The organism is Paraburkholderia sp. D1E, from assembly GCF_052682275.1.
This window is the reverse complement of the sequence record NZ_JBQYMB010000001.1, coordinates 2,063,685-2,088,707: the sequence shown is the minus strand read 5'-3', so window position 1 is coordinate 2,088,707 and position 25,023 is coordinate 2,063,685. Positions and strand designations below refer to the sequence as shown.

21 protein-coding genes are annotated in these 25,023 nt (G+C 61.1%); 11 read left to right on the top strand and 10 right to left on the bottom strand.

What is annotated here, in order from left to right; all coding sequences use genetic code 11:
* Positions 1-128: 128 nt before the first annotated feature.
* The 4 genes from ACUN0E_RS09540 to ACUN0E_RS09525 all read right to left on the bottom strand — a co-directional run bounded on the left by ACUN0E_RS09540 (position 129) and on the right by ACUN0E_RS09525 (position 5,614).
* On the bottom strand, positions 129-1,745 hold the full coding sequence (locus ACUN0E_RS09540; RefSeq protein WP_445566416.1) for an ABC transporter substrate-binding protein: 1,617 nt from the start codon (positions 1,743-1,745) through the stop codon (positions 129-131).
* Between the two features lie 68 nt (positions 1,746-1,813).
* A complete protein-coding gene (locus tag ACUN0E_RS09535) occupies positions 1,814-3,088 on the bottom strand; it encodes an NAD(P)/FAD-dependent oxidoreductase (protein ID WP_445566415.1) in 1,275 nt (424 codons plus the stop codon).
* A 39-nt stretch (positions 3,089-3,127) separates the two neighbouring features.
* Entirely contained in the window at positions 3,128-3,796 is a 669-nt protein-coding gene (locus tag ACUN0E_RS09530; protein WP_445566414.1) for a haloacid dehalogenase type II, read from the bottom strand.
* A gap of 291 nt (positions 3,797-4,087) precedes the next feature.
* Complete coding sequence (locus ACUN0E_RS09525; RefSeq protein ID WP_445566413.1) at positions 4,088-5,614, bottom strand: aldehyde dehydrogenase family protein; 1,527 nt, start codon at positions 5,612-5,614, stop codon at positions 4,088-4,090.
* Positions 5,615-5,892: 278 nt separating this feature from the next.
* Between ACUN0E_RS09525 and ACUN0E_RS09520 the strand changes: the two genes are divergently transcribed.
* The 5 genes from ACUN0E_RS09520 (at position 5,893) to ACUN0E_RS09500 (ending at position 11,384) form a co-directional block, all read left to right on the top strand.
* Positions 5,893-6,792, top strand: a complete 900-nt coding sequence (locus ACUN0E_RS09520) for a GNAT family N-acetyltransferase (RefSeq protein WP_445566412.1) — start codon at positions 5,893-5,895, stop codon at positions 6,790-6,792.
* A gap of 6 nt (positions 6,793-6,798) precedes the next feature.
* Positions 6,799-7,725, top strand: coding sequence for a 2-hydroxyacid dehydrogenase (locus tag ACUN0E_RS09515; RefSeq protein ID WP_445566411.1), 927 nt, complete (start codon positions 6,799-6,801; stop codon positions 7,723-7,725).
* A 182-nt stretch (positions 7,726-7,907) separates the two neighbouring features.
* Positions 7,908-9,305 carry an aspartate aminotransferase family protein gene (locus tag ACUN0E_RS09510; RefSeq protein WP_445566410.1) on the top strand — a complete coding sequence of 466 codons (1,398 nt, stop codon included), beginning with the start codon at positions 7,908-7,910 and terminating at the stop codon, positions 9,303-9,305.
* Between the two features lie 53 nt (positions 9,306-9,358).
* On the top strand, positions 9,359-9,856 hold the full coding sequence (locus ACUN0E_RS09505; protein ID WP_120295970.1) for an Lrp/AsnC family transcriptional regulator: 498 nt from the start codon (positions 9,359-9,361) through the stop codon (positions 9,854-9,856).
* 145 nt (positions 9,857-10,001) lie between these two features.
* Positions 10,002-11,384 carry an IS4 family transposase gene (locus tag ACUN0E_RS09500; protein ID WP_445566105.1) on the top strand — a complete coding sequence of 461 codons (1,383 nt, stop codon included), beginning with the start codon at positions 10,002-10,004 and terminating at the stop codon, positions 11,382-11,384.
* 28 nt (positions 11,385-11,412) lie between these two features.
* On the opposite strand, the gene ACUN0E_RS09495 is transcribed toward ACUN0E_RS09500, so the two are convergent.
* The 3 genes from ACUN0E_RS09495 to ACUN0E_RS09485 form a co-directional block, all read right to left on the bottom strand.
* Positions 11,413-13,698, bottom strand: a complete 2,286-nt coding sequence (locus ACUN0E_RS09495) for an LPS-assembly protein LptD (protein WP_445566409.1) — start codon at positions 13,696-13,698, stop codon at positions 11,413-11,415.
* Between the two features lie 146 nt (positions 13,699-13,844).
* Positions 13,845-14,243: a hypothetical protein gene (locus ACUN0E_RS09490; RefSeq protein WP_408336324.1), complete on the bottom strand. Its 399-nt coding sequence runs from the start codon at positions 14,241-14,243 to the stop codon at positions 13,845-13,847.
* Entirely contained in the window at positions 14,236-14,418 is a 183-nt protein-coding gene (locus ACUN0E_RS09485; RefSeq protein ID WP_408229073.1) for a hypothetical protein, read from the bottom strand. The genes ACUN0E_RS09490 and ACUN0E_RS09485 overlap by 8 nt, the downstream gene beginning before the upstream one ends.
* A gap of 336 nt (positions 14,419-14,754) precedes the next feature.
* On the opposite strand from ACUN0E_RS09485, the gene bamA reads away from it, so the two are divergent.
* Both bamA and ACUN0E_RS09475 read left to right on the top strand, forming a co-directional pair.
* Positions 14,755-17,064, top strand: coding sequence for an outer membrane protein assembly factor BamA (bamA, locus tag ACUN0E_RS09480; protein ID WP_445566408.1), 2,310 nt, complete (start codon positions 14,755-14,757; stop codon positions 17,062-17,064).
* Positions 17,065-17,367: 303 nt separating this feature from the next.
* Positions 17,368-18,147: a winged helix-turn-helix domain-containing protein gene (locus tag ACUN0E_RS09475; RefSeq protein ID WP_445566407.1), complete on the top strand. Its 780-nt coding sequence runs from the start codon at positions 17,368-17,370 to the stop codon at positions 18,145-18,147.
* Between the two features lie 150 nt (positions 18,148-18,297).
* On the opposite strand, the gene ACUN0E_RS09470 is transcribed toward ACUN0E_RS09475, so the two are convergent.
* Positions 18,298-18,636 carry a hypothetical protein gene (locus tag ACUN0E_RS09470; protein ID WP_445566406.1) on the bottom strand — a complete coding sequence of 113 codons (339 nt, stop codon included), beginning with the start codon at positions 18,634-18,636 and terminating at the stop codon, positions 18,298-18,300.
* A 121-nt stretch (positions 18,637-18,757) separates the two neighbouring features.
* The gene (locus ACUN0E_RS09465) at positions 18,758-18,991 is read right to left on the bottom strand and encodes a DUF2866 domain-containing protein (RefSeq protein ID WP_408392633.1); all 234 of its coding nucleotides are present in this window, start codon (positions 18,989-18,991) and stop codon (positions 18,758-18,760) included.
* Between the two features lie 388 nt (positions 18,992-19,379).
* Between ACUN0E_RS09465 and ACUN0E_RS09460 the strand changes: the two genes are divergently transcribed.
* A complete protein-coding gene (locus ACUN0E_RS09460) occupies positions 19,380-21,035 on the top strand; it encodes an ATP-binding protein (RefSeq protein WP_408336315.1) in 1,656 nt (551 codons plus the stop codon).
* A 4-nt stretch (positions 21,036-21,039) separates the two neighbouring features.
* Entirely contained in the window at positions 21,040-21,750 is a 711-nt protein-coding gene (locus ACUN0E_RS09455) for a response regulator (protein ID WP_445566405.1), read from the top strand.
* 56 nt (positions 21,751-21,806) lie between these two features.
* On the opposite strand, the gene ACUN0E_RS09450 is transcribed toward ACUN0E_RS09455, so the two are convergent.
* Positions 21,807-22,739, bottom strand: coding sequence for a LysR substrate-binding domain-containing protein (locus ACUN0E_RS09450; protein ID WP_408509115.1), 933 nt, complete (start codon positions 22,737-22,739; stop codon positions 21,807-21,809).
* Between the two features lie 144 nt (positions 22,740-22,883).
* Here ACUN0E_RS09450 and ACUN0E_RS09445 point away from each other — a divergent pair, with 144 nt between their 5' ends.
* Both ACUN0E_RS09445 and ACUN0E_RS09440 read left to right on the top strand, forming a co-directional pair.
* On the top strand, positions 22,884-23,966 hold the full coding sequence (locus tag ACUN0E_RS09445) for a tartrate dehydrogenase (protein WP_445566404.1): 1,083 nt from the start codon (positions 22,884-22,886) through the stop codon (positions 23,964-23,966).
* 37 nt (positions 23,967-24,003) lie between these two features.
* A complete protein-coding gene (locus ACUN0E_RS09440) occupies positions 24,004-25,005 on the top strand; it encodes a M14 family metallopeptidase (RefSeq protein WP_445566403.1) in 1,002 nt (333 codons plus the stop codon).
* Positions 25,006-25,023: the final 18 nt, after the last annotated feature.

The following is a 25,023-nucleotide window of genomic DNA, read 5'->3' as shown; positions in this document are numbered from 1 at the left end:
GAAGCCGCACGCCGCGAGTAAGCGGCGTGCGTATTGCGGATCCGACTTTCCAGTTCGTCAGACTGGAAATCCTTCGTTAGTACTTTTCAGCTACTACCGTTCACGCGACCGGCTCAGGCGCAGCCGGCCTAGGCATCCAGCCAGACGTTTTCCGCGAACATGAAGCCCATCAGGCCGGCCAGCGGAATCGAGCCGAGGCCCTTGAGCTTCGCCGTGTAAGCATCCAGCGAGCTCTGGAATAGCGGAATGCCGATGCCGCCGGTTTCATGCACCAGCACCTGCATGTCGCCATAGATCTTCTTACGCTTCGCATCGTCCGGCTCGCCGCGTGCCGCAAGCAGCATCTGGTCGAACTTCGGGCTCTTCCAGTTCGCTTCGTTCCACGGTGCGTCGGACTTGAAGAACTGGGTGAAGATCACGTCGGCGCTCGGACGCGCGTTGACGCTGCCGAATCCCAACGGATGCTTCATCCAGTGGTTCGACCAGTAGCCGTCGGCCGGCACGCGCGACACCTGCAGATTCAGACCGGCTTGCGGCGCGACCTGCTGAAGGAACATCGCCATTTCAACCGACCCTTCCGCCGCCGGCGAGGCGAAAATCTGGATCGGCGCGCTGCCGACCTTGGCCTTCTGGAAATGGAACTTCGCCTTGTCCGGATCGAAGGTACGCTGCGGCAAACCGGCCAGGTAGTACTTATTGGTCGGATCGATAGGCTGGTCGTTGCCGATCGCGCCGTAACCCTGGAAGATCGCCCGGCGCATCTGCTCGCGATCCTGCAGGTACATCATGCCTCGACGAAAATCGTCGTTGCCGGTAATGCCGCCTTCGTCGCGAACAATCAGGTCGGTGTACTCGCCCGTCTTCGTCTCCAGCACGGCGAAACCGCCGGCGCCCTTGATCTGGGCGGTCGAACGCGGGCTCACCGAGTTGATCAGTTGCACGTCGCCCGAGAGCAGTGCGTTCACCCGCGCGGATTCGTCGCCGATACCAATCAGTTCGACTTCGTCCAGGTGCGGCAGGCCCGGCTTCCAGTACTTCTCGTTCTTCACGCCGACCGTACGCACGCCCGGCGAGAACTCCTTGACCTTGAACGGACCGGTGCCGACCGCTGTTTTGAAATCCCTGGTGCCGTCCTTGATGATCTGGAAATGTGAGGTGGCGAGAATCACCGGCAGATCGGCGTTCGGACCTTCCAGCGTGATCGTCACTTCGTTCGGGCCCGTCGCCTTCACTTCCTTGATCTGATCGGCCAGCGTCTTCGCTTTCGATGCCGTCGCCGGATCCTTGTGCCGCATGATCGAATACACGACGTCCGCCGGCGCGAGCGCCTTTCCGTCGTGGAACTGCACGCCGCTGCGCAACTTGGCAACCCACACCGTCGCATCCTCCGTATCCAGCGAGGTGGCGAGCGCCATCTTCGCGCCGAGATGCGAATCGAGTTCGGTCAGGCAGTTGTAGAACATGAAGCCGCGGACATAGTCCGTCCCGAGCGCGCCCTTCGCGGGGTCGAGCGTGTCGGCCGCGGATGCGGATTGCGTCGCCACCCGGATCTTGCCGCCCTGCTTCGGCTTCGCCTGCGCAAGCGCCGCACCGCTCGCGGTCAACAGACCGGCGCCCGTCACCGACATCATGCCGGCTGCGGCCATCGCGCGCAGTACGCCGCGACGCGACGCGCCTTTTGACGTCAATCGCTCCAACTCGGTGCCGAGTTGAAGAGCGTCATATTGCGAGTTTTCCTTATTCATCGAACATCTCCGCGAGGGTGACAGGGATAGCTGCGTGGTTTTTGACTTACAAATACAACAAGGGGGAATCAGTAAAAGATGTCTTTGATGCGGTAGTACGTCCCCACCAGCGGCAGAAACCAGGGTTTGCCGGTATGGCCTGGAATCGCCGGCCATTCGGACTCACGCCACGGATTGCGTTCTTCGTGGCCGTCCATCACGTCGGCCATCACCTGGCCCATGTGCGTCGACATCTGTGTGCCGTGACCGCTGTAACCCAGTGAGAAGTAAATCCCGTCGTGTTGCCCGGCATGCGGTAAGCGATCGGCGGTCATGTCCACGAGTCCGCCCCAGCAGTAGTCGATGCGGGCGTTGGCCAGCATCGGGAACATCGCAGCGAGACCTTGCTGCAGAATCCGTCCGCTCTTCGCATCGGATGGTCGCTCGGACGCCGTAAAGCGCGCACGGCCACCGAACAGCAAACGCGAGTCGGGTGTCACGCGGAAGTAGTTGTGCATCAGGCGCGTGGTGGTGTACGCGCGGCGGTTCGGAAACACCTGCGCCAGCAGTTCCGGCGACAGCGGCTCCGTCACGACGATGAACGAACCAACCGGCGCGAGACGCCGCCGGTACCAGCCAAACGGACCATGCCGCGAGGGGCCGGTCGCGATCAGCACCTGTTTCGCACGCACTTCGCCGCGTGCGGTCGTGACCTTGAAGCCACTGCCGTCTTTCGCGATCGCGGTGACTGCCGCGTTTTCATACAGCTTCGCGCCGCGGCGAACCGCGGCATCGGCGAGTCCGACCGTGAACTTGCCCATATGCATCTGGCCGCCGTGCCGTTGCAGCAGTCCGCCGTAAAAACTGTCCGACTGGATTTCGCTGCGAATCCGTTCACGCTCAATTAATTCGATATCCGTATCGACTTCGCGCCGGATCAACTCCGCCGTCTTTTCCAGATGTGCAAAGTGATGCGGTTTTGACGCCAGCTTCAGCTTGCCGGTCGCGCTGTAATTGCAGTCGATGTTTTCCTCGCGAATCAGACGCTCGACCGTATCGACCGCATCCGAAAACGCACGGTAGCAGGCACTGGCCCGCTCCACACCAAGTTGCGCGACCAGCGCGACGAAGTCCTGCGCGACGCCGGTATTGACCTGACCGCCGTTGCGCCCGGACGCGCCGCCGCCGATGCGCCCGGCGTCGAGCACCGTCACCGAGGCGCCGCGCTTGCCCAATGCCTGCGCCGCCGACAGCCCGGTGAAGCCACCGCCGATCACGACGACGTCGGTCTGACCGTCGACCGGACCTTCACACGCTGAAATGAGCGGCGGTGCGGTGTCGAGCCAATAGGAATCGAGCTTCATCCGGTCTGTCCTTGAGAAGGGCAATGGGGCAAACGACGTTTACAGACCGAGTTCCGCAGCCAGATGCGGAATGTCGTTGACTTCGTAGTACTGGTAGTACGGCGTCGACGGTTCGTGGCCGCGTTTGACGAAGGCCTTGTGCCTGATGCCCAGGTCGTGTGCGGTCATCAGGTCGTAACGCAGGCTCGACGACACGTGCAGCACGTCTTCCGGATTGCAGTTCAACTGGTCGAACATGTATTCGAAGCCTTGCATGCGCGGCTTGTACGACTGTGCCTGCTCGGCCGTGAAAACCGTGTGGAACGGCGCGCCGAGCTTGTCGACGTTGCTCTGGATCTGGTTGTTCGACGCATTCGACAGAATCACCAGTTTGTACTTCTTTGCCAGACGCGAGAGACCTTCCGGTACGTCCGGATGCGGACCCCAGGTCGGCACGGCTGTGTAAATCTTTTCTGCTTCCACTTCATTGAACTCGACGTTCATGCGCTTGCAGGCGCGGCGCAATGCGTTGACAACCACATCGCGATACGGCTTCCAGGCGCCGAGCACTTCATCGCGGCGATAGCCGGCGTAGAAGGCAACCAGCTTCTCCAGGTCGTCGCCTTGCAGCACGTGGCCGAACATTTCGCGGGTCATGTCGGCCATGCGGAATTTCGTGAGCGTGCCGTAGCAGTCGAAGGTGATGTATTTCGGTTCGAATTCGATCATGGTGCAGTCCTATCGTTGTGGTGAACTCGCGGCGAGCTCAGTGGCGAAAACAGGGGCAACTGTGTTGCATGGGACCTGTGCGCTCTGCGTGGGACCGGAGTAAGTGCTGAAGCACCAACTCCGGATCGACATAAGCTCATCCCTGTAAAAGATTTAATCAGCGCAAAAACATAGATGTTCCTGATTCGGGCGCCCTTGATGACACAAACCATGCGTTTTAAGGCCGTTGCGCAGCACAGTCTGCGGTGAGCAGGCTGAAAGCCCCGTCCGCATTGATGTTGCGACGCGCACTCAGGCGCGCAGGTCGATCAGCACACTCTTGAAACGCAGGTTTGCTTCGTACGCCTGGCGGCCGAGGTCCTTGCCGATGCCGGAGCGCTTGTAGCCGCCGGTGGGGATCATGAAGTCGGCGGTCCGGCCATAGCGGTTGACCCAGACCGTCCCCGCTTCGAGGCCGCGCACGAAGCGCAGCGCCCGGCCGAGATCAGCGGTGTGCACGCCGGCAGCGAGACCATACTCGGGATGCTGGGCAAGCGAGAGCGCTTCCTCTTCAGTATCGAAGGTCTGCAACGTCAGCACCGGACCGAAGACCTCCTCGCGCACAGCCTCTGAGTGAGCCGTGACGTCCGTGAGCAGCGTCGGTGTATAAAACGCGCCGCTCGACGCACCGCCTGCCCCGCCGTCGGCCCGCACGCCGCCATAGCGCAGCGTCGCGCCCGCCTCCAGCGTGCGTCCAACGATCCCTTCGATGCGCGCCGCCTGCGGCGCGGAGATGATGGGTGACAACGTGGTGCCGGCGGCCCACGTCGCGCCGGGCTTCAACTCGGCGAAAACCTTGCCGATGCGCTCGGCTAACGGCTCCGCCAGGCTTCGCTCGACTAGCAGCCGCGAGCCCGCCACACACACCTGCCCGGCGTTACCGGTAATGGCGCCGGCAATCCGCCGTGCCACGTCGTCGAGACGCGGCGCGTCGGCGAACACGATTTGCGGACTCTTGCCGCCCAGTTCCAGCGTGACCGGTTTGGTGCCGCTATGGGCACACGCCGCCATGATCGCGGCGCCGGTACGCGTGGAGCCGGTGAAGGTGACCTTGCTGATCTTCGGATGACGCACCAGTTCGTCGCCGGTGACACGGCCGTCACCCTGGATCACGTTGAAGATGCCCGCGGGCACGCCCGCCTGCACAGCCAGCTCGGCGAGGCGCAACACCGAGAACGGCGTCATCTCCGAAGGCTTCAGTACCACCGCGTTGCCCGCCGCCAGTGCGGGCGCGATCTTCCACGACGCCATCACCAACGGGAAATTCCACGGCGCGATTGCGCCGATCACACCGTATGGCTCTGCGATCGTCATACCGAGATGGTCGTGATCGGTCGCCGCCACGTCGCCGCCCAGCTTGTCGGCGAATTCTGCGTAGAAGCGAATGCCTTCCGCGGTGAAGGGCACGTCCCAGCCAACGGCCTGAGCGATCGGGCGAGTCGAACCGAGTGCTTCCAGCCGGCCTAAAAACGGCGCGTCGGCTTCGACCAGTTCGGCGAAACGGCGCAGGATTTTCGCGCGCTCACGCGGCGCCATCCGCGCCCAGCCGCTCGTTCTGAAAGCCTGCCATGCGTTCTCCACCGCGCGATCCACCATCCCGGCGTCGGCAAGCGGCACTGAGGCGTAGACCACGCCGTCCGAGGGGCGTGCCACCTCGATGCGGCGCTCGCCGCTACGCACGTCGCTGCGCACGCCGCTACGCACGTCGTCATCGACATACTCACCGCCGATGAAATGTCCGCTGCGAATCGCGACGTCGTCCGGATTGAAGCTGTCCATGAGAGAAGTTTCCTTGTGACTGGCTGAGGGTCCGCGCGAGGGCTTTTTAATAACACCGCCGCCATGACAAAATCGTAGAGCCGCGGGCGTGGCATATGTCGCCGACAAAAATCCCCGCGCAGCAGAACGCGCCTGTAATGAGCGATCAAACGGGGCGTTTTGCATCGATTTGCGACGCGGCCCTTTCGGACGCCCCAGATAAAAAGATCGTCCTAGTCACACCGCGCACCGGATGACAAAGTGACGGCGTAAGCCTTTAGCCATTCAGGGAGTCCGGCGTGTCCGATTCGATTACCTATAGACGCTTCACCCACGACGACATCGCCGCCGCGCACGCGCTGACAGTCGAGCTCAAATGGCCGCATCGCGCGGACGACTGGCGATTCGTGGCGCAACTGGGCGTGGGTTTCGTCGCGGAAGATGCGAGCGGCGTGATCGGCACCGCCCTGTGCTGGAAATACGGTGCCGAGCGCGCCTCGCTCGGGATGGTGATCGTGTCCCCCGAGCAGCAAGGGCGCGGCATCGGTAGAAAATTGATGGATCTGGTGCTGGAAGAACTCGGCAGCCGGGTCACGTTCCTGCATGCCACCACGGCGGGCCAGCCCTTGTATGAAAAGCTCGGCTTTCGCGCGGTCGGCACGCTCGACCAGCATCAGGGCGCCGCATTCCAGCCGCCGCTCGTGTCATTGCCGCCAGGCGAACGCCTGCGCCCGCTCGGTTCGAGCGATACGGCGCGGCTGGTCGAACTGGCGTCGCAGGCAAGCGGGCTGGACCGTGGTGAAGTCTTGCCCGCACTGTTGGGTGCCGCCGATGGCATCGCCCTCGATCGCGATGGCGAACTGGTTGGCTTCGCATTGTTTCGCCGCTTCGGACGGGGCTTTGCGATCGGACCGGTGGTCACGCCTGCGTCGAAGGATTCGAGCCGCGCCAAGGCGCTGATCAGCCACTGGCTGGCGCTCAACGAAGGCGTATTCGTGCGCATCGACACGCCGGGTGAGAGCGGGCTGACCGAATGGCTGGAACAGTTGGGGTTGCCGCGGGTGGACACGGTCGTCAAAATGGTTCGGCAGGCCGCGCCGGCTGATCCTGCACGCGCAGGCAATGCCAGCACGGGCGGCAACGCCGGCAAGGACGCGCCCTATCTGCAATACGGCATCATCAACCAGGCGATCTGCTGATCCAATATGGCCTTCCTTTATAAAGCCGATCCGGCGCGCGGCGCGCAATGGGCCACACTCTTCGCGCAGAAAGCACCGGACCTGCCGTTTCACATCTGGCCCGACCTTGGCGATCCCGCCGCCGTGCGCTATCTCGCCGCCTGGCAACCGCCGGAAGATCCCACTCGCACCTTCCCTAACCTGGAAGTTGTGTTTTCCGTGGGCGCGGGTATCGACCAGTTCGACCTGTCGGGCGTGCCGGCGCATGTGCCGGTAGTACGGATGATCGAACCGGGCATTGTTGAAGGGATGGTCGAGTACGTCACGCAAGCCGTGCTGACGATTCATCGCAATCTGTTCGACTATGGCCTGCAGCAACAACAGCAGATCTGGCGCGAACTGCCGCTCGGGCTGGACAGCGCTCGCCGCGTTGGCGTGCTCGGACTCGGCGTGCTGGGCACAGCCGTGCTGGAAAGGCTGCGCTTGTTCGGCTTTGCCTGCGCGGGCTGGAGCCGTTCGCCGCGCGAGATCGAAGGCGTCGATTGCTACGCAGGCGAAGGCGCCCTGGATGCGTTTCTCGCCCGCACCGACATCCTGATCTGCCTGTTGCCGTTGACGCCCGCCACTCGTGGCCTGCTCAATGCAGAGTTGTTCGCAAAGCTGCCGCGCGGCGCCTCGCTGATTCAAACGGGCCGCGGTCCGCATCTGAATCAGCAGGATCTGTTGGCGGCGCTGGACAGCGGCCAGTTGCACAACGCCATTCTGGACGTCACCGATCCCGAACCGCTGCCCGCCGGTCATCCGTTGTGGACACATCCACACGTACGCATCACGCCCCATATCGCCAGCTCGACGCGGCCCGAAAGCGCCGTCGACGTGGTGCTCGAGAATCTGCGCCGCCATCGCGAAGGTCTGCCGATGCTCGGTCAGGTTGACCGGACCCAGGGATATTGAGCGCGGCGCTGAATGGAACGCCTACCGGCGCGGCTTTTCAGCGTCCGCAGCAGAAAATGCTAAGGCCGTACATCAAAACGCGTCGGGCGCGCTTTTCAGGCAATTGTTTAGGTAAGCGGGTGATCGTCGTGGATCAGTAGTATGGAACGGTCAACAGCCCTTTTCCGCGACGAGAAACCATCATGCCGATCCATTCGCTCATTGAAGCCGACCGCAAGCATCTGATTCACCCGGTCATCAACTACCGCACGCACGAAGCCCGCGGCGTTACCGTCCTCGAGTCCGCCAGCGGCGCGTTCCTGCGCGACGCGGCCGGCAACGAGCTGCTCGACGCCTTCTCCGGCCTGTGGTGCGTCAATGTGGGCTACGGTCAGCAGAGCATCGTCGACGTCGCCACCGAGCAGATGAAGAAACTGCCCTACGCCACCGGCTATTTCCATTTCGGCTCGGCCCCGGCGATCGAACTGGCGCAAAAACTGGTGGAAGTGTCGCCCGCTTCGCTCCAACACGTGTATTTCACGCTCGGGGGGTCCGATGCGGTCGATTCGGCCATCCGTTTCATCACGCACTACTTCAACGCGACCGGCCGGTCGTCGAAGAAGCACATCATCGCGCTGCAACGCGGCTATCACGGCTCATCGACGATGGGCGCGGGGCTCACGGCGTTGCCCGCATTTCACCGCAATTTCGATCTGCCGCTGCCGAACCAGCATCATCTGCCCTCTCCGTACGCGTACCGCAACGATTTCGCTGACGACGCTGCGCTGATCGCCGCCTCGGTTGCCGCGCTCGACGCCAAGGTGGCCGAACTCGGCGCGGACAACGTTGCAGCCTTTTTCTGCGAACCGATTCAGGGCTCGGGCGGCGTAATCGTGCCGCCGGTTGGCTGGTTGAAAGCGATGCGTGAGCGTTGCCGTAAGCTCGGGATTCTGTTCGTCGCCGATGAAGTCATCACCGGATTCGGTCGTACGGGTCCGCTATTCGCGTGCCAGGGCGAAAACGTCGAACCGGATCTGATGACGGTGGCAAAGGGTTTGACCGCCGGCTATGCGCCGATGGGCGCCGTGCTGATGTCCGACGAAATCTATCAGGGCATTGCCGATGGCGACGCCGAAGCGGTTGTCGGTCACGGCCATACGTATTCGGCGCATCCGGTCAGCGCGGCAATCGGTCTTGAAGTGCTGCGCCTGTATCACGAAGGCGGCCTGCTCGCGAACGGCGTGGCTCGTGCCCCCCGTTTTGCACGCGGCCTCGATGCGTTGCTCGCGCACCCGCTAGTGGGCGATTCGCGCCATCGCGGCCTGCTCGGTGCGCTTGAACTCGTATCGGACAAAGACAGCAAGGCAGGCTTCGATCCCGCGCTGAAACTGTCCGATCGGATCGCTGCCGCCGCGTATGAAAACCGCCTGATTTTCCGCGCGTTCGGCGACAATATTCTTGGTTTCGCGCCAGCGCTGTCGTACACGGAAGCGGAGTTCGACCTGATGTTCGAGCGCCTCGAAAAAACCCTCGACGACGTTCTCGGAGAAGCCGATGTCCGGGCCGCGCTGAAGGTCAAAATTCATGCCACTGCGTGCTAGAGTAGAGGGCCCTTCGAGACCCTTTTACCCATCGCCGGAGCGATAACGTTACGATGAGCAGCGACAGCAAGCTGGACCGGATTGACCTGCGCATACTTTCACAGTTGCAGAAGAAAGGCCGCATAACGAACGTCGAGCTTGCCGACGCGGTCGGCCTTTCGCCCAGTCCTTGCCTGATTCGCGTCAAGCGTCTGGAGAAAGCCGGCTACATCATCGGCTACGGTGCGCAGATCCAGCTCGAAAAACTCGGCGACGTGCAGATCGTGTTCACTGAAGTCACGCTCGCCGATCATCGGCGGGAAGACTTCATCAAGTTCGTGAATGCGATCAAAGACGTCGACGAGATCGTCGAGTGCCATCTGGCGAGCGGCGGCTATGACTATTTGCTGAAGTTCGTCACGCGTAGCGTGAGTCATTATCAAAGCATCGTCGAGGGCCTGCTGGAGCGCGATATCGGCATCGAGAAATATTTCAGCTACGTGATCATCAAGTCGCCGTTCGTGAAAAGTCACTACCCGCTCGAAACCTTGTTCTCGCAGAACCACAACTAGTACAAGAGCGAATGGCACTTACTTAAGCCTGCATGGAGGAGAAGACGGGGGTAAGTGCTTGAAGAGAAAGGGAGGCGGCTGATCGAAGGATTGATAGGATGGTTGTTACCAGGCAAACACCGTCTCATTCCAAGGATCAGCCACCATGGATCGTAATTCACGAAGTCATCATAGGCAAACACGAAGCACAGTTCAAAGCCGGGCGCGCAGGACACAGTCTGTGGACTACTTCAACATACTGACGAGCCCGCAGCTATTGGCCGCCACCGAAGCGTATTTGCCAGCGCATCGAGAACGGCTGTATCCGCCGACGGTGACGCTGTCGATGTTCATGCGCCAGGCGCTGGAAGAGGATGCCTCCTGTCAGAAGGCAGTCAACGGGTGGGCCGCGCAGCGAGTTGCCGACGGGCTGCGGCCCACGAGCGTGCGCACGGGAGGCTACTGCCGCGCTCGCCAGAGACTGCCGCTGACAATGGTCCGGGAGTTGGCGCGCGAGACGGGGCGTCAACTGCACGAGCAGGCCGAGCCGGCCTGGAAGTGGCGCGGGCGCCCGGTCAAGCTGGTTGACGGCACCGGGATCTCGATGCCCGATACGCCGTCGAACCAGGCGCGCTTCCCACAGTCCAGTGCTCAGGCCGAAGGCGTGGGATTTCCGTTAGCCTATCTGGTTGCGGTGATCTGTCTGGCAAGCGGCGCAGTGCTGGAGGCGGCTGTCGGAACTTACGCGGGCAAAGGCAGCGGGGAGCTGACGGCGTTTCGCATGCTGGAAAACACGTTTCGTCGAGGTGACGTGATTGTCGCCGATGCCTTGTACTGCCACTACTTTCTGATGGCCTCAATGATCGCCGCCGGAGTGGATGTCGTGATGGAACAGCATGGGGCGCGCCGCACCGACTTTCGGCGAGGCAAGTCGCAGGGCACGCGCGATCACATTGTGACGTGGCCCAAACCCCGGCAGTGCCCCGCCTGGATGACGCGTGAGCAGTACCAGGCCTTCCCCGATGAACTGATGGTGCGCGAATGCAGGCTGCATCACCGGGTGCTGGTCACCACGATGCTTGATGCACACAAGACCAGCAAACAGGACCTCTCGCAGTTGTATGCCAGGCGCTGGAACGTGGAACTGGATCTACGTAACATCAAGACGACGATGGGCATGGATGTGCTGCATTGCCAGACTGCCCACATGAACGAGAAGGAGATGTGGGTCCATCTGCTGGCCTACAACGTGATTCGGCTGCTGATGGCCCAAGCCGCCAGCCACTGCGCCACCGATCCGAGAACACTGAGTTTCAAGCACGCCGTGCAGCTATGGACTGAATGGCTGGCCAGGGGTCTGACGGCAACTCACGACCAGAGTGTCCTGTTCAAGCTGATCGCGCAGTCTCGTGTTGGGAACCGCCCCGGTCGCATCGAACCACGAATGCGCAAACGAAGACCGAAGTCTTATCCATGGCTGAAAGAGCCTCGTCACATCGCACGCGAGCGCGTCCGAAAATATGGGCACGCTCCTCGGGCTCGGGCTTAAGTAAGTGCCATTCGTACAAGAGCCTGTTCTACGGATAATCGCTAAACCGGGATACCGGTTCGCTTTCCGTTGTCGCGGGTGTATAACCCGGCACGCTCGCGCGAAACTGATTGAGCAAACCGTTGTCGACCTGCGAAAAGCCTTTGAGCTGGAGCTGCATCAACACGCGCGTGCCGGTGCTGGGCGACGTGGTCGAGCTCGTCGCGTTGGTGTATTTCTCGAACGCGACGCCGAGCGACCAGCAATCCGCGTCGTATTGAAGCCCCAGCAAGCCTGCGATCAGCCGATGCGTGCTCATGTCGTAATTGACACGCGCGACACTGACCACGTTGTGCAATAGCGGCCATTGCTCCGACACGATGAACTGATTGACCGGTTGATAATCGAGTGTGCTGTTGGCGCGCGTGTAGCGATACGCGACATTCAACACCTGTTTCGAGGCCGGCGACCAGCCAAAACCAGCTTCCGCATTTGTCAGGTAGTGGTTGGCCTGACTGTATTCCACCGCCTGTTCCGCTGAAATGCCCGGGCCCACCTTGTACGACGCGCCGGCAATCACACTCGTGCGCGCAACGGTGCCGATTGGATCGTCTGTGTTGAGGGTCACGCGTGGTGTGCGAAAGTCGTACTGCTCCGCAAGGACGAAACGGGCCCGTTCGTCGCCGCTCGACGCATCGATGAAACGCGTCGTCAGTGCAGCCGTGAGACGGTTGGCATCGGACACCCGGTCATTGCCAACAAAGCTGTTGGGCATGAACAGTTCCGCCAGCCCGAAATCGGCGGTCGCCGTATCGAACAACGGCGCGAACGTCTGGTTGCGGTAAGGCGTATAGACATAGAACAGCCTCGGCTCGAGCGTCTGAATGTACGATTGCCCGAAGAGCCGCACGTTTCGTTCGAAACGCATTCCCGAATCGAGGGTGAAGGTCGGCACGTTGACGTCGAACGTCTTCGGCTGCCCGGCGGGCGCATCCGATCCGATTGTCGTCAGGTCATACGCGGCGAAATGCCATGCGAGCTTCGGCGTGATGAACCAGCCGGGACGCTCGATCGGATAGCTGACGTAAGGGTTGAAAACGAAGCGGCTGCCTTGTGTCGCATCGGCCGACGAGATCGTGAAGCGCGTCGCATCCGCTTCGGCGCCGAAGTCGAAACCTCCCACGTTGTAGCGCGCGTACTTAACATTGACCTGCGGTTCGCGGTTATAGGTCGAGTCGCTTGTAAAAGCCTGCCAACGTTGCTCGCGAGCCAGCACGCTCCACGGCCCGTTTGAGTAAGTCAAACCCGCTTCCTGTTGATACAGCGTGGTGGATCCCGTCGGAAATGCGATACCCGAGGCGAGATCGGTCACCACCGTCGAGTCCGACACCCGGTTGTAGTTCACGTAAGCGCCAAAGCCTGAGCCCAGTTTCCAGGTCTGATTCAGCGCGATCGAATAACGGTCGGTTTTCGTGATCTCATCGTGCGGCAACCACGCAACCGAGATCGTTCCCGAATCGTTCGGCTGCAGATAGCGGTAGTCCGCCGTCAACATCTCGCCTCGTTTCGACATGATGCGAGGCGTCAGCGTCAGATCGTAATTCGGCGCGAGATTGAAGTAATACGGTAGCGCGACATCGACGCCGTTGGTCGAACTGATCGAGAACGTCGGCGGCAGGAAACCGCTGCGCCGTACGCCGGACAAGGGAAACGATAGCCACGGGCTCGCCATCAGCGGCACACCCTGGAAAAACAACACACCGTTGTGTGCGATCCCCTCGTCACTGCCGCTATCGATATCGAATTCGGATGCCTTCAGATACCACGCGGGATCCGACTCGCATTGGCAGGTGCTATAGGTACCGTGGTGAACAACGGTGCGCTCGTTATCGACCAGATCCACCCGCTGGGCGCTACCCCACCCTCCGGTCAGATGAAACCGGTATTTGGGCACGCTCATGTAGCCTTCGTTGGCGTCGACGTAAAAATGCGCGTCGGGGCCGTCGAACACGTTGCCATTGTCGACCAGCCGCACCTGCCCATAGGCATCGACCTTGTCACTATCGACGTCGTAGTGCAACGCATCGCCCTTAACGATCGACGCATAGCGCCGCAGTTGCGCGTGACCTTTCAGCGCAACGTCCGTGTCGGTCGTCGTGGTCACCGAATCGGCAATGACCGAGGTAACGGGTTTGTCGCCCGGCCGTAAGAGCTGCTCGGTCAGTTGCGGATCAAGCCGCAGGCTCCAGACGCCGTCGAGCGGTTCCGGGATCGCAGACGCGCCGACCAGTTGCGCATATCCGGCAAGCGGCACGCATCCCGCCGTACCCAGCATGAACGAAACGAGAGGCCTTAAGCGTAGGCGTCGAAGTACACCGCGTAGTATCAAAACAGGTAAGTATTGGAAAGGATGGCAGATGCAGTAAGGCGAACCAAAGCCCTGACTTGCGTCAGGATGAACAGCGGCGAGTGCGCCTGGCGCTATTGGAGCGTGACGTCGTTAGCGCGGGGTTCCGCCACGCCTGCCCCGCTCGCTGCACCACCCAACGCCTGCAGCAAATAGGGAATCTGGTCCGCGGGCAACGAAAACGATAATCCCGCGGTACCGGATAGACGGAAACGGATCACCACCATTTCCATACCGTTCAGCCTGCCGACTTCCCAGCCCTGGCAGTGCAAGGCGAAACCCATTTCCTGATTGTTATGAATCACGCGGTCGGCGTGCTCGATGGCATTCGGCAGCGCCACCAGCAGCTCCTTGAGCACCGAACGGTGAAGTGCCGCCGTAGGCTGATTGCCGTGTATCAGCAGATATTGGCCATCCGCTGTCAATTGCATGTCGGTGATCGAATTCAGCATGAAGGTCGACGGCTCAGACACGGCGTGCACCCTCCTGCGTGCCCACGGCGTGGTCAACCGCACTGCTCTCCGCCGCGCTGCCGGGCACGTCGCGCAGCGTACGCATCGACGCCATGGCCAGATGCATTGAAAAGATCGGCGATGAACTGACGCGCAGGACAGCCGAAAGAACCGCCGGTGAAAGAAATTCGATCATGATCAGCTCTCCAAAGGGTGCTACGAAGGTAGCGGAAGTTGACCATTTCACGATACCAGCGCAAGCACGGCGCCAGGTTACGCGCGCACTACGCCCGCTTTGGATCTGTAACGCATTATTTCGACACGCCCGTTGTAATCCGCGCCAGCCTGAGCAGGCGCGCGCTGCGCACGTCAGCAAGCCTAATGGGCGGAAAGTTTTCAGCGGCGGTTAGCACCGAAACACGATCCTATACTTCGCGCTTTCCCGGGCAATGGAACGTCGTTTCGAATGCATCGCTCGCTGTCGAGCGTTCTCGTTTGCGCTTCGCGCGCTGCATCAGGACAGAACCCCAAGATGAATCTTCAAGCTTTAACGAGCCGTATCGTGGGCGCGCTCTCGCTCGCCGGCATCACGCTGACCACCGGGGCGGCCCACGCCGCACAGCCTTTCGTCGTGACAGACATCCGGATCGAAGGACTCAAACGCATCGAACCCGGCACCCTGCTTGCCTATCTTCCGATCAAACAAGGCAGCATGTTTAGCGACGACAAGGCCTCAGAAGCCATTCGCGCACTCTATGCCACCGGCTTCTTCAACGAAGTACGCATTTCGGCTGAAGGCAATATCGTCGTCGTTCAGGTTCAGGAACGTCCGGCGGTGGGTACGATCGACTTCGCCGGTATTCATGAATTCGACAAGGAAAACCTGACCAGGGCGCTCAGTTCGGTTGGGTTGTCGCAAGGCCGCTACTACGACAAGGCGCTGGTCGATAAATCCGAGCAGGAACTGAAGCGCCAGTATCTGACGCGCGGATATTACGCCGCCGAGGTCACTACCACGATCACGCCGATCGACCGCAACCGGGTGGCGATACTGTTCTCGGTCGCCGAAGGCCCGAGCGCGAAGATCCGCCAGATCAACTTCATCGGCAATAGCGTATTCAGCACGGACACGTTACGCGACGAAATGCAGATGTCCACGCCGAACTGGTTCTCCTGGTACACGAAGAACGACCTGTACGCAAAAGACAAACTGACCGGTGACCTGGAGCACATTCGCTCGTACTACCTGAACCGCGGCTATCTGGAGTTCAACATCGAGTCGACCCAGGTATCGCTTACGCCGGACAGGAAGGAGATGTATCTCACGGTCACGCTGCATGAAGGCCAGCCGTATACGATTTCGTCGATCAGGCTCGCGGGCAACCTGCTGGATCGCGAGGCGGAACTGACCAGACTGGTCAACATCAAACCCGGCGAACGTTTCTCCGCTGAAAAACTTCAGGCCGCCACCAAGGCCATTGTCGACAGACTGGGCGAATATGGTTATGCGTTCGCCACGGTCAATGCCTTGCCGAAGATCGATCAGGAACATCATACGGTCGATCTCACGCTGCAAGTGGACCCGAGCCGCCGTGTGTACGTGCGTCACGTCAACGTGGTCGGTAACACACGCACGCGCGACGAAGTAGTGCGCCGCGAAATGCGGCAACTCGAAAGCTCATGGTTCGATTCGAACCGGCTCGCGTTGTCGAAAGACCGGGTCAACCGCCTTGGCTACTTCACCGATGTCGACGTGACCACGGTGCCCGTGGAGGGCTCGCCGGATCAGGTGGATGTAGACGTGAAAGTGACCGAAAAGCCGACCGGTGCGATCACGCTGGGCGCGGGCTTTTCGTCGACGGACAAGGTGGTGTTGTCGGCCGGCATCTCGCAGGACAATGTGTTCGGTTCCGGCACCAGTCTCGCCTTGAACGTGAACACGGCAAAGACGTACCGTACCTTGACGCTCACCCAGGTCGACCCATACTTCACGGTGGACGGCATCAAACGGATCACCGACGTCTATTACCGCACCAGCTATCCCCTCTATTACTACACGGATACGAGTTTCAAGATCGTTACCGTGGGCGCGGATCTGAAGTTCGGCATTCCGTTTTCCGAAGCCGACACCGTCTATTTCGGCGTCGGCCTCGAGCAGAACCGCTTGTCTATCGATTCCTCCACGCCTCAGAGCTACAAGGATTACGTCGCCGAATTCGGTCATGTGGTGAACAATGTGCCGATCACGACAGGCTGGGCCCGCGACAATCGCGACAGCGCGTTGGTACCTGGCCGCGGCTATTTCCTGCAGGGCAATAGCGAGGTCGGTACACCCGCAGGCGGCACCGAGTATTACAAGGCGGACCTTCAGGCGCAGTATTACTATTCATTCTCACGCGGGTTCATTCTCGGTCTGAATCTTCAGGGCGGCTACGGCAACGGCTTTGACGGAAAGGCCTATCCGATCTTCAAGAACTACTACGCGGGCGGCATCGGCTCGGTACGCGGCTATGAATCGGGTTCGCTCGGACCGACCGATAAAACGACCGGCGATCCGATCGGCGGCTCGCGCATGGCCGTGGCCAATGTCGAGATGACATTCCCGCTGCCCGGCAGCGGCTGGGACCGAACGCTGCGCGTCTTCACCTTCCTCGATGCGGGTAACGTCTGGGGCAGCGAAGGCAACAGCACAGGCGCCAACGGATTGCGATACAGCTACGGCGCGGGTCTCGAGTGGATTTCGCCGATCGGCCCGCTCAAGCTGTCGCTTGGCTTCCCGTTGATCAAACATTCCACCGACAAGTACCAGGTATTCCAGTTCCAGATCGGCACATCGTTCTGATCAGCTACGCCCGCGGGTGTCACATAGCCCGTTCTGTCGTATTGCCAGGCGCCTGCCTGACATGAATCGCTTCGCGGCCCGTTCAAAGCGCCGCATCTTCGCCCTCCTGCTCCGACTTCACAAAGTCTCCTCAAATTCGCCATTGTTGCTGCGACATTAATACTTATCATTTGCTCATCATCGGGGTGACCGCATACGGTCCGCCTTCTGAGTTCGATATGTCGTTCCAAAGTGGCGAGTTACCGGCCGTGAATATCGCACGGACTGCCATCGTCGATTCCGGTTTGGAGGTATTGCAGAATCATGACTATCAGCCTTCTTGTAGTCGAACCGGATCAATCAGTCCGGGATCAGTTGCGCTTTCACCTTCACAAGAATCAGATCACGCTCTCAGTACTGTATAGCGCGGCTCAGCTTGTCAGCCGGGTGGAACTGGAGTGTCCGTCTGCGATTCTATTGCGCGCCGAGTCGCCGATGGCCGAGGCGCGAGAGGCGCTGCGGCAACTGCGCTTAGGGGGCTACGACATGCCCATCTTCGTCCAAAGCACCTCCGATGAGATCGTCGACAAAATCGTCGCTTTCGAATTGGGTGCGGACGACTATATCGTCGACCCCGTCGATCCATACGAATTGACCGCCAGGATCAAGCGCGCCGTGCAACGCAACAACCGGGCGCTTTGCGATGCGCCGGAAATCCGTGAGAAGGTGTCGTTCGGCAGCTACCAGATAGACTTTGCTACACGACGTCTGGTCAAGGACGGCTGCGAAATCTCGCTGCGATCCGGCGAGTTTGCCTTACTCAAACTATTCGCAAGCAATCCGATGCGAATATTGACCCGCTCGATGGTCAACAGCCAGCTAGGAAGGGCGGAGAGTCAGAAGGCCAGCCTGGATGTTGCAGTCTGCCGCTTGCGTGGCGTAATAGAGGCCGATCCGTCCGCCCCCAGGTTCATTCAGACCTTGCGCGGACGAGGCTATATGTTTGTGCCATCGCCGGAATCATCGTCCATGCATGGAGCGCGCGAAAATGCGAGTGTTGCCGGACACAGGGAGTTTGGCGAACGAAGCATCGAGGCCGTATAACGGCCAGATCGACTTGAAGAACGATTGATTTGCAACTCGCGTCGTAGAAAAGATATGACGCCTACGTTGCACGATGGAGGGTACTGAGAGATGCCCGTGAGCAGCACCGTGTAGCGCTTTTCATGCATGCTGCGATGCAGCCATGCAATCCTACTTTTGACCTTCCGCCACGGCTAGCTGCATGATGGGTAACGTCATTGCGGCGTCGATCACGTCGATTATGTCGGAGTCACCGAAATAATCGGCATACATGTCACCGGTCGCTGCCAGCAAGCCACCGAACCCGTAGTGGAAATCCGCCGGAACGATTGGCCTGAACCCCGAGGCATAGTGGGGCCGTGAGGCGCACCCGCGCAGATCATCCGCGATACCCGGCGGGCCGCTGCCATTACCGGGTGCAAAAGCATTGGCGCCCTCCAGGCGCAACCCATGGAGGATCGAAGGAGAACAGATCGACGCCACGGCCAGAACGAGTATGAGGATACGCATAGGGGAATGCTCAGAGTTGATCTTGGGAGTCAGACAGCCATAGGACACCGAAGTTTTTTTGCTAAATTACAATCCCTTCCTGAATGACTGAAATGCTTGCGACAACGAGATTAGACAGCGCTCAGGCGCGCCGCAGACGCACGCGGCCCGCAGGCGTGGCGGGGTCGTCCGTCAGGGTATGACGCTGGCCGCTGCGATGCAGACGCACACACTCCCTGATTTCGGCCACGGTCGCGTCGCCTCGCACGGCAATGCAGGAATACTCGCCGCTGCGGTCGATCCACTCGACGATCCGGCAACACTCGCCCCACAGTTGCATGAGCGGCGCGGAAACGCGGCAACCGCGTATCTTCACGACGTCTGCTGCCCGTGCTGCACTAACACCGTTTTCAGCCTTGCCGCGAGCGCGGGCAGTGGCAGCTGACTTTCGGCCGGGCCGGAAACCGCGCGACTCGGCGCGGCTTACAGATGAGGCGACTTGCATGAGAATGCTCCACTGACGGAACTGACCACCGGAGATGGCCTCTTTGTCAGGCCACCGTAAAAGTGCCGTACCATCATAGCCAGACAACGCGCAGACACAGCGAAGAAAGGATGGAGAAGTTGTGGAGATTCGCCGGCAACCGCGGATTGACCTGGCATTCATCTAAAATTCAGCCATGCAAAGTGAAACCGTCCGAATTCGTCCAGGCCGCCCTTTCGGGACCTTTCTTTCGCGCATCCGGCAACAGCCGCGACTCAACATGCGCTTTGGCATTACCTGGAAGATGTTCCTCGCAGTACTGGTCGCCTGCCTGGCGATTTCTTTAACAATGGGCTACGCCCTGCGCGTGAGCTTCGAAAACGGCTTCCTGCACTATGTTCGGGAGCGCAACGCCGGACGCATCAAGGCCGTCATGGCGAAGGTCACCAGCGAATACGCCGCTCACGGCAACTGGAATTTCCTGCGGGATCATCCCGACGCATGGCTCGCGCTGCTGGACGGCGCCGCCCATGACGCCCTGCGCGAAGAACTCGCCACCGCGCAGACAGGCAAGCTTCCGGGCTGGCGAACCTTTCCCGGGAGCGGCAGCGTCCAGCAACTGCTCGGGCCGCTCTCAGGCCCGTCCGAAGGTCCGCACTGGGGCATGCGCCTGCCACCGGCGCCGCCGTCCAATGCGGACATCGCAATGGACCGGGACCGTGTTTCGGCAAGCAGTGTCGTGAGCGGCGACAGTCGCTATGACCGGGCGCCCCCTCCAGCCCCTTTGATGCCGCCGCCCTCCTCGCCACCGTCGCGTGACGGTGCGGCTCGTGATACGCCGCCCGAGGGGCCGCCCGTCACACTCTTCGACGCCAGCCACGAACTCGTGGCGAGCACCGGCCAGCCGCCGCCCCCCGGCAGCACAATGAGACCGGTTGTCTACGGCGGCAAGGTAGTGGGCTGGCTTGCCGTAAGCGGACCCGACACCCTTTCGGACGCTGCGGACATCGCATTCCAGGCGCAGCAGAAGCGTGCGACCTGGGAGATCGCGGGCGTCGCTGTCGTGCTCGCGGCGCTCGTCGCGCTAGTACTGGCGCGCATCGTTCTCGCGCCGGTGAAGCGCTTGATGAATGCGACCCACCGGCTTGCCGGCGGAGACTACACAACGCGGGTGCCGGCCGGCAGACGCGACGAGCTTGGCCGGCTCGCGGGCGACTTCAACGTATTGGCCGATTCGCTGCAAAAAACCGAGCGCTCCAGGCGCGATTTCATTGCGGATATTTCACACGAGTTGCGCACACCGCTCGCCGTGCTCCGCGGCGAACTGGAAGCCATAGAAGACGGTGTCCATGTGTTCAACCGCGATTCGCTCACTTCGCTGCAAACTGAAGTGAACATGCTCAACAAGCTCATCGAGGACCTATACGAGCTCTCTCTGAGCGACGTCGGCGCACTCAGCTATCGCAAGACCCCGACCCATGTCGGGCAACTGGCGCGGGCTTCGATCGAGGCCATGCGGGAGTCGTTCAAGGCGAAACGAATCGAGCTCGACCTGAGCTGCGCGCCGGAAATGGCCAACACCACTTTCGCAGTCGATCCCGCGCGTTTCGTACAACTGCTGAAAAATCTGCTGCAGAATTCTTTGCGTTATACCGATCCGGACGGCCACGTGCAGGTGTCGCTTTCGCAGAGCGCCAGCGGTTGGCAACTTGACGTGCAGGACTCGCTGCCCGGTGTGCCCGAGGTCGCCCTCAAACACCTGTTTGACCGTTTCTATCGCGTGGACGAATCGCGCAGCCGTCAGAACGGTGGCGCGGGTCTGGGCCTTTCGCTATGTCACGCTATAGTGACGGCGCATGGCGGCACGATCGACGCCCGTGACTCGCCACTAGGCGGTGTCTGGATCACTGCCCGCTTTCCGCCGGAAGGAGACTGACAACATGAACGAAGGGCACCCGCCGCACATCCTGATCGTTGAGGATGAACCGAAGCTCGCCGCCGTGCTCGAAGCGTATTTGCACCTCGAGGGCTTCGCCACCACGATCCTCGACGACGGCTACCAGGTAATGCCTTTCATTCGCTCAACGCCGCCGGCGCTGATGCTGCTCGACCTCATGCTGCCCGGGCGCAGCGGCATGGATATTTGCCGCGAGCTACGGCAATTTTCCGTATTGCCCGTCATCATCCTGACCGCGCGTATCGACGAAATCGACCGCCTGCTGGGTCTCGAGATCGGTGCCGACGATTACGTCTGCAAACCATTCAGCCCCCGCGAAGTGGTGGCACGCGTCAAGGCGATCCTGCGCCGTGCAACACCTGCCGCCGCGAATGCGACTACGACTGCGGACGGTTTGCCACCGGCGCCCCACGGTCTCGAAGTCGACGAGCAGTTTCATCGTGCCTTACTCGACGGCAAGGAGCTCAAGCTCACGCCTCTTGAATTGCGGCTCCTCGCGCTGCTGATGAAATCGCCGGGACGCATTTTTCCCCGCGACTACCTGCTGAGTCATCTCTACGCGGATCACCGGGTGGTTACCGACCGCACGATCGACAGCCATATCAAGAACCTGCGCCGCAAGCTGCAGGGAGCCCGACCGGATAGCGAGCCTATCGCGTCGGTGTACGGCGTGGGTTACCGCCTGGAACTCTGATCTGTAGGGCCGGACGCCTGAATGCCGTTCTCATCGGGCGCCAGGCAGGCTCGAATTCAGGTCGCCGGCGGCGTTTCAGGCGGCGGACTCCATTGCGCGAACTCCTCGCTCAGAAAGTCGACACACACCCGCACTTTCGCCGACTGCGCGAGCCGCGCCGGGTACACCGCCCACAGGTTCGCCGGTTGCGTGACCTCGGGCAGAACCTGCTGCAACTGGCCGCTGTCGAGCAGCGGCCGCACATCCCACATCGAGCGCAGCACGATCCCGCGTCCGGCCATCGCCCATTGCACCGCCACTTCGCCGTGATTGGTCGACAACGGTCCCGTGACCTTGATCGACGCCGCTTCGCCGCGCACATTCAACCGCCACAGACCGAACGGATGGTCGCGCTCCTTGATCGCGAGACACGCGTGCGACGACAGATCAGCGAGTTGCCGCGGCGTGCCATGCCGCGCAAGATAGCCGGGCGACGCGCACAGCACCCGATGATTCGACGCCAGCCGTTTGGCAATCAGATGCGGCGCGATTTCGTCGCCGATGCGGATATCGAGGTCAAAGCCTTCGCCGCCCACGTCGACGAGACGGTCGAACAGATCGAGCCGCACGCTCAATTGCGGATACCGCTCGGAGAACCGGGCCAGCGCGGGCGCGACGAAACGGCGGCCAAACCCGAAGCTGCTTGAAATACGCAGCTTGCCGCCCGGAATGCGGCGCGTGGTGGAGACGTCTTCAACCAGTTGGTCGACGTCGTCGAGAATCTTTTCGGCCCACGTATAGACACGCTCGCCGGCCTCGGTAATCGCGACGCGCCGGGTGGAACGGTGCAATAAACGCGTACCGAGCGTAGTCTCGAGCACGTTGATGCGTTTGCTGACATACGCCGCGGACACCGACAGCGCCTCCGCCGCCGCGCTGAAGCTCGATTTGCGCGCCACTTCACAAAACACGCGCAAATCGCCGAGATCGGGTGACGGATTGGCATTCATAGGTCGCCTGGTCGCAACTGAGTTTGTACACGAATCGTGCACAGTGACTTAACTAAAGCGACTATTTTATGCTCAAACGGCAGGAATAAAATAAGCCCCGTCGAATCGTTGAAACGTCGAACGCCTTAATGGAGGAGCAGGAACATGTCGAAGACCTATCGGATTGCGGTCATACCCGGCGACGGTATCGGCGTCGAAGTGATGCCGGAAGCCATTCGCGTGCTGGACACAGTAAAAAAGCGCTTCGGCATCGAGCTGGAGTATCAGCACATCGAATGGGCAAGCTGCGATTACTACGCCAAACACGGCAAGATGATGCCGGACGACTGGAAAACCCAGTTGCAATCCGCCGACGCGATTCTGTTCGGCGCGGTCGGCTGGCCCGACACGGTGCCCGACCATATCTCGCTGTGGGGCTCGCTGCTGAAATTCCGGCGTGAGTTCGATCAGTACATCAACCTGCGCCCTGCCCGGCTCTTCGCTGGCGTGCCTTCGCCGCTCGCGGGCCGCAAGGCGGGCGACATCGATTTCTGGGTCGTGCGCGAAAACACCGAGGGCGAATATTCGTCGGTGGGCGGCGTGATGTTCGAAGGCACCGAGCGTGAGTTCGTGCTGCAGGAATCCGTGTTCACGCGGCACGGCAGCGAGCGCGTGCTGAAGTTCGCGTTCGATCTCGCGCAACGGCGCGAACGCAAGAAGATCACCGTGGCGACGAAGAGCAACGGCATCGCGATCAGCATGCCGTGGTGGGACAAATGCGCGGCCGGTGTCGCGGCGCAATATCCGGATGTGACGTGGGACAAGCAGCATATCGACATTCTCTGCGCGCGCTTCGTGCTGAACCCGGACCGTTTCGACGTGGTCGTCGCAACCAATCTGTTCGGCGACATCCTGTCCGATCTCGGTCCTGCCTGCACGGGCACGATCGGCCTCGCACCGTCGGGCAATCTGAATCCGGAGCGCAAGTTTCCGTCGCTGTTCGAACCGGTGCACGGTTCGGCGCCCGACATCGCCGGCAAGAACATCGCCAATCCGATTGCGATGATCTGGTCGGCCGCCATGATGCTTGACTTCCTCGGCAATCACGAAGGTACGGAACGCGAGGCGCACGACGCGATTCTCGCGGCGATCGAAGCGACGCTGATCGAAGGCCCGCATACCGGCGACCTCGGCGGCAAGGCGAACACCACCGAGGTCGGTCAGGCAATCGCGGCGAAACTCGCCTGAGCCTCTCGACCCCAACCTTCTGCAAGGATCCTCTCGAATGAGCATGGAAGCCTATCCCATCGAAGTCGAATTCCCCGATATTTCGGCACACGAACAGTCGTCGTCCGGCATCGCTTATGTCCATACGTTCGACTCGGGCGTGCCGGGACCGCATATGATGATCAACGCGCTCACGCACGGCAACGAAGTGTGCGGCGCGATCGTCGTCGACGAACTGCTGCGCCGCGCTTTGAGGCCGCGTCGCGGGTGCCTGACGCTAGGCTTTGCGAACGTCGCTGCCTATCAGCGCTTCGATTCAACAAAGCCCGATGCCGCCCGCTTCGTCGATCAGGACTTCAATCGCGTGTGGACCGCCGCAGTACTCGACGATACGTCGCGCACGTCGAGCGAATTGGCCCGCGCACGCGAGATGCGCCCGGTGATCGACACGGTCGACGCGCTGCTCGATCTGCATTCGATGCATGAGAAGTGCAAGCCGCTGATCGTGGCGGGACCGCTGCAGAAAGGCATTGACCTTGCCGTGCGTCTCGGCACACCCGCCACGGTAATCTGCGACGAGGGCCATCCCGAAGGCCGCCGCATGCGTGATTACGAGGGCTTCGGCGACGCCGATAGCACGAAAAACGCGTTGCTGATCGAATGCGGTCAGCACTGGGAGCAAAGCGCGGTTGCCGTGGCACGCGATACGACCGCACGCTTCCTGCTGCTGGCCGGCGTGGTCGACGAAGCCGATCTGCCGGACGGCTGGCTGACGCCGCTGCCACCCGTTCAGCACATCGTCCGCGTGACGCAGCCGGTGGTGGCGACCAGTATGGATTTTCGTTTCGCGGCGCCCTACACCGGCCTGGAAATCTTTCCGGATGCCGGCGCGGTTATCGGCTGGTCGAACGGCGAAGCAGTGACCACGCCTTACGACAACTGCATGCTCGTGATGCCGTCGCTGCGGCAATTACGCCCCGGCGTCACCGTCGTACGGCTGGGCCGGATCGAACAAACCGTGACGAACGCAAACACAAGTACGAGCACGAGCGGCCGGTGAACCGGCTCAGGCACATTC

Coding starts and splice junctions, on each gene's coding strand:
- ACUN0E_RS09540 (WP_445566416.1), bottom strand. CDS start 1,745: ATGAATAAGGAAAACTCGCAATATGACGCTCTTCAACTCGGCACCGAG.
- ACUN0E_RS09535 (WP_445566415.1), bottom strand. CDS start 3,088: ATGAAGCTCGATTCCTATTGGCTCGACACCGCACCGCCGCTCATTTCA.
- ACUN0E_RS09530 (WP_445566414.1), bottom strand. CDS start 3,796: ATGATCGAATTCGAACCGAAATACATCACCTTCGACTGCTACGGCACG.
- ACUN0E_RS09525 (WP_445566413.1), bottom strand. CDS start 5,614: ATGGACAGCTTCAATCCGGACGACGTCGCGATTCGCAGCGGACATTTC.
- ACUN0E_RS09515 (WP_445566411.1), top strand. CDS start 6,799: ATGGCCTTCCTTTATAAAGCCGATCCGGCGCGCGGCGCGCAATGGGCC.
- ACUN0E_RS09510 (WP_445566410.1), top strand. CDS start 7,908: ATGCCGATCCATTCGCTCATTGAAGCCGACCGCAAGCATCTGATTCAC.
- ACUN0E_RS09505 (WP_120295970.1), top strand. CDS start 9,359: ATGAGCAGCGACAGCAAGCTGGACCGGATTGACCTGCGCATACTTTCA.
- ACUN0E_RS09500 (WP_445566105.1), top strand. CDS start 10,002: ATGGATCGTAATTCACGAAGTCATCATAGGCAAACACGAAGCACAGTT.
- ACUN0E_RS09495 (WP_445566409.1), bottom strand. CDS start 13,698: ATGCTGGGTACGGCGGGATGCGTGCCGCTTGCCGGATATGCGCAACTG.
- ACUN0E_RS09485 (WP_408229073.1), bottom strand. CDS start 14,418: ATGATCGAATTTCTTTCACCGGCGGTTCTTTCGGCTGTCCTGCGCGTC.
- bamA (WP_445566408.1), top strand. CDS start 14,755: ATGAATCTTCAAGCTTTAACGAGCCGTATCGTGGGCGCGCTCTCGCTC.
- ACUN0E_RS09475 (WP_445566407.1), top strand. CDS start 17,368: ATGACTATCAGCCTTCTTGTAGTCGAACCGGATCAATCAGTCCGGGAT.
- ACUN0E_RS09470 (WP_445566406.1), bottom strand. CDS start 18,636: ATGCGTATCCTCATACTCGTTCTGGCCGTGGCGTCGATCTGTTCTCCT.
- ACUN0E_RS09460 (WP_408336315.1), top strand. CDS start 19,380: ATGCGCTTTGGCATTACCTGGAAGATGTTCCTCGCAGTACTGGTCGCC.
- ACUN0E_RS09455 (WP_445566405.1), top strand. CDS start 21,040: ATGAACGAAGGGCACCCGCCGCACATCCTGATCGTTGAGGATGAACCG.
- ACUN0E_RS09450 (WP_408509115.1), bottom strand. CDS start 22,739: ATGAATGCCAATCCGTCACCCGATCTCGGCGATTTGCGCGTGTTTTGT.
- ACUN0E_RS09445 (WP_445566404.1), top strand. CDS start 22,884: ATGTCGAAGACCTATCGGATTGCGGTCATACCCGGCGACGGTATCGGC.
- ACUN0E_RS09440 (WP_445566403.1), top strand. CDS start 24,004: ATGAGCATGGAAGCCTATCCCATCGAAGTCGAATTCCCCGATATTTCG.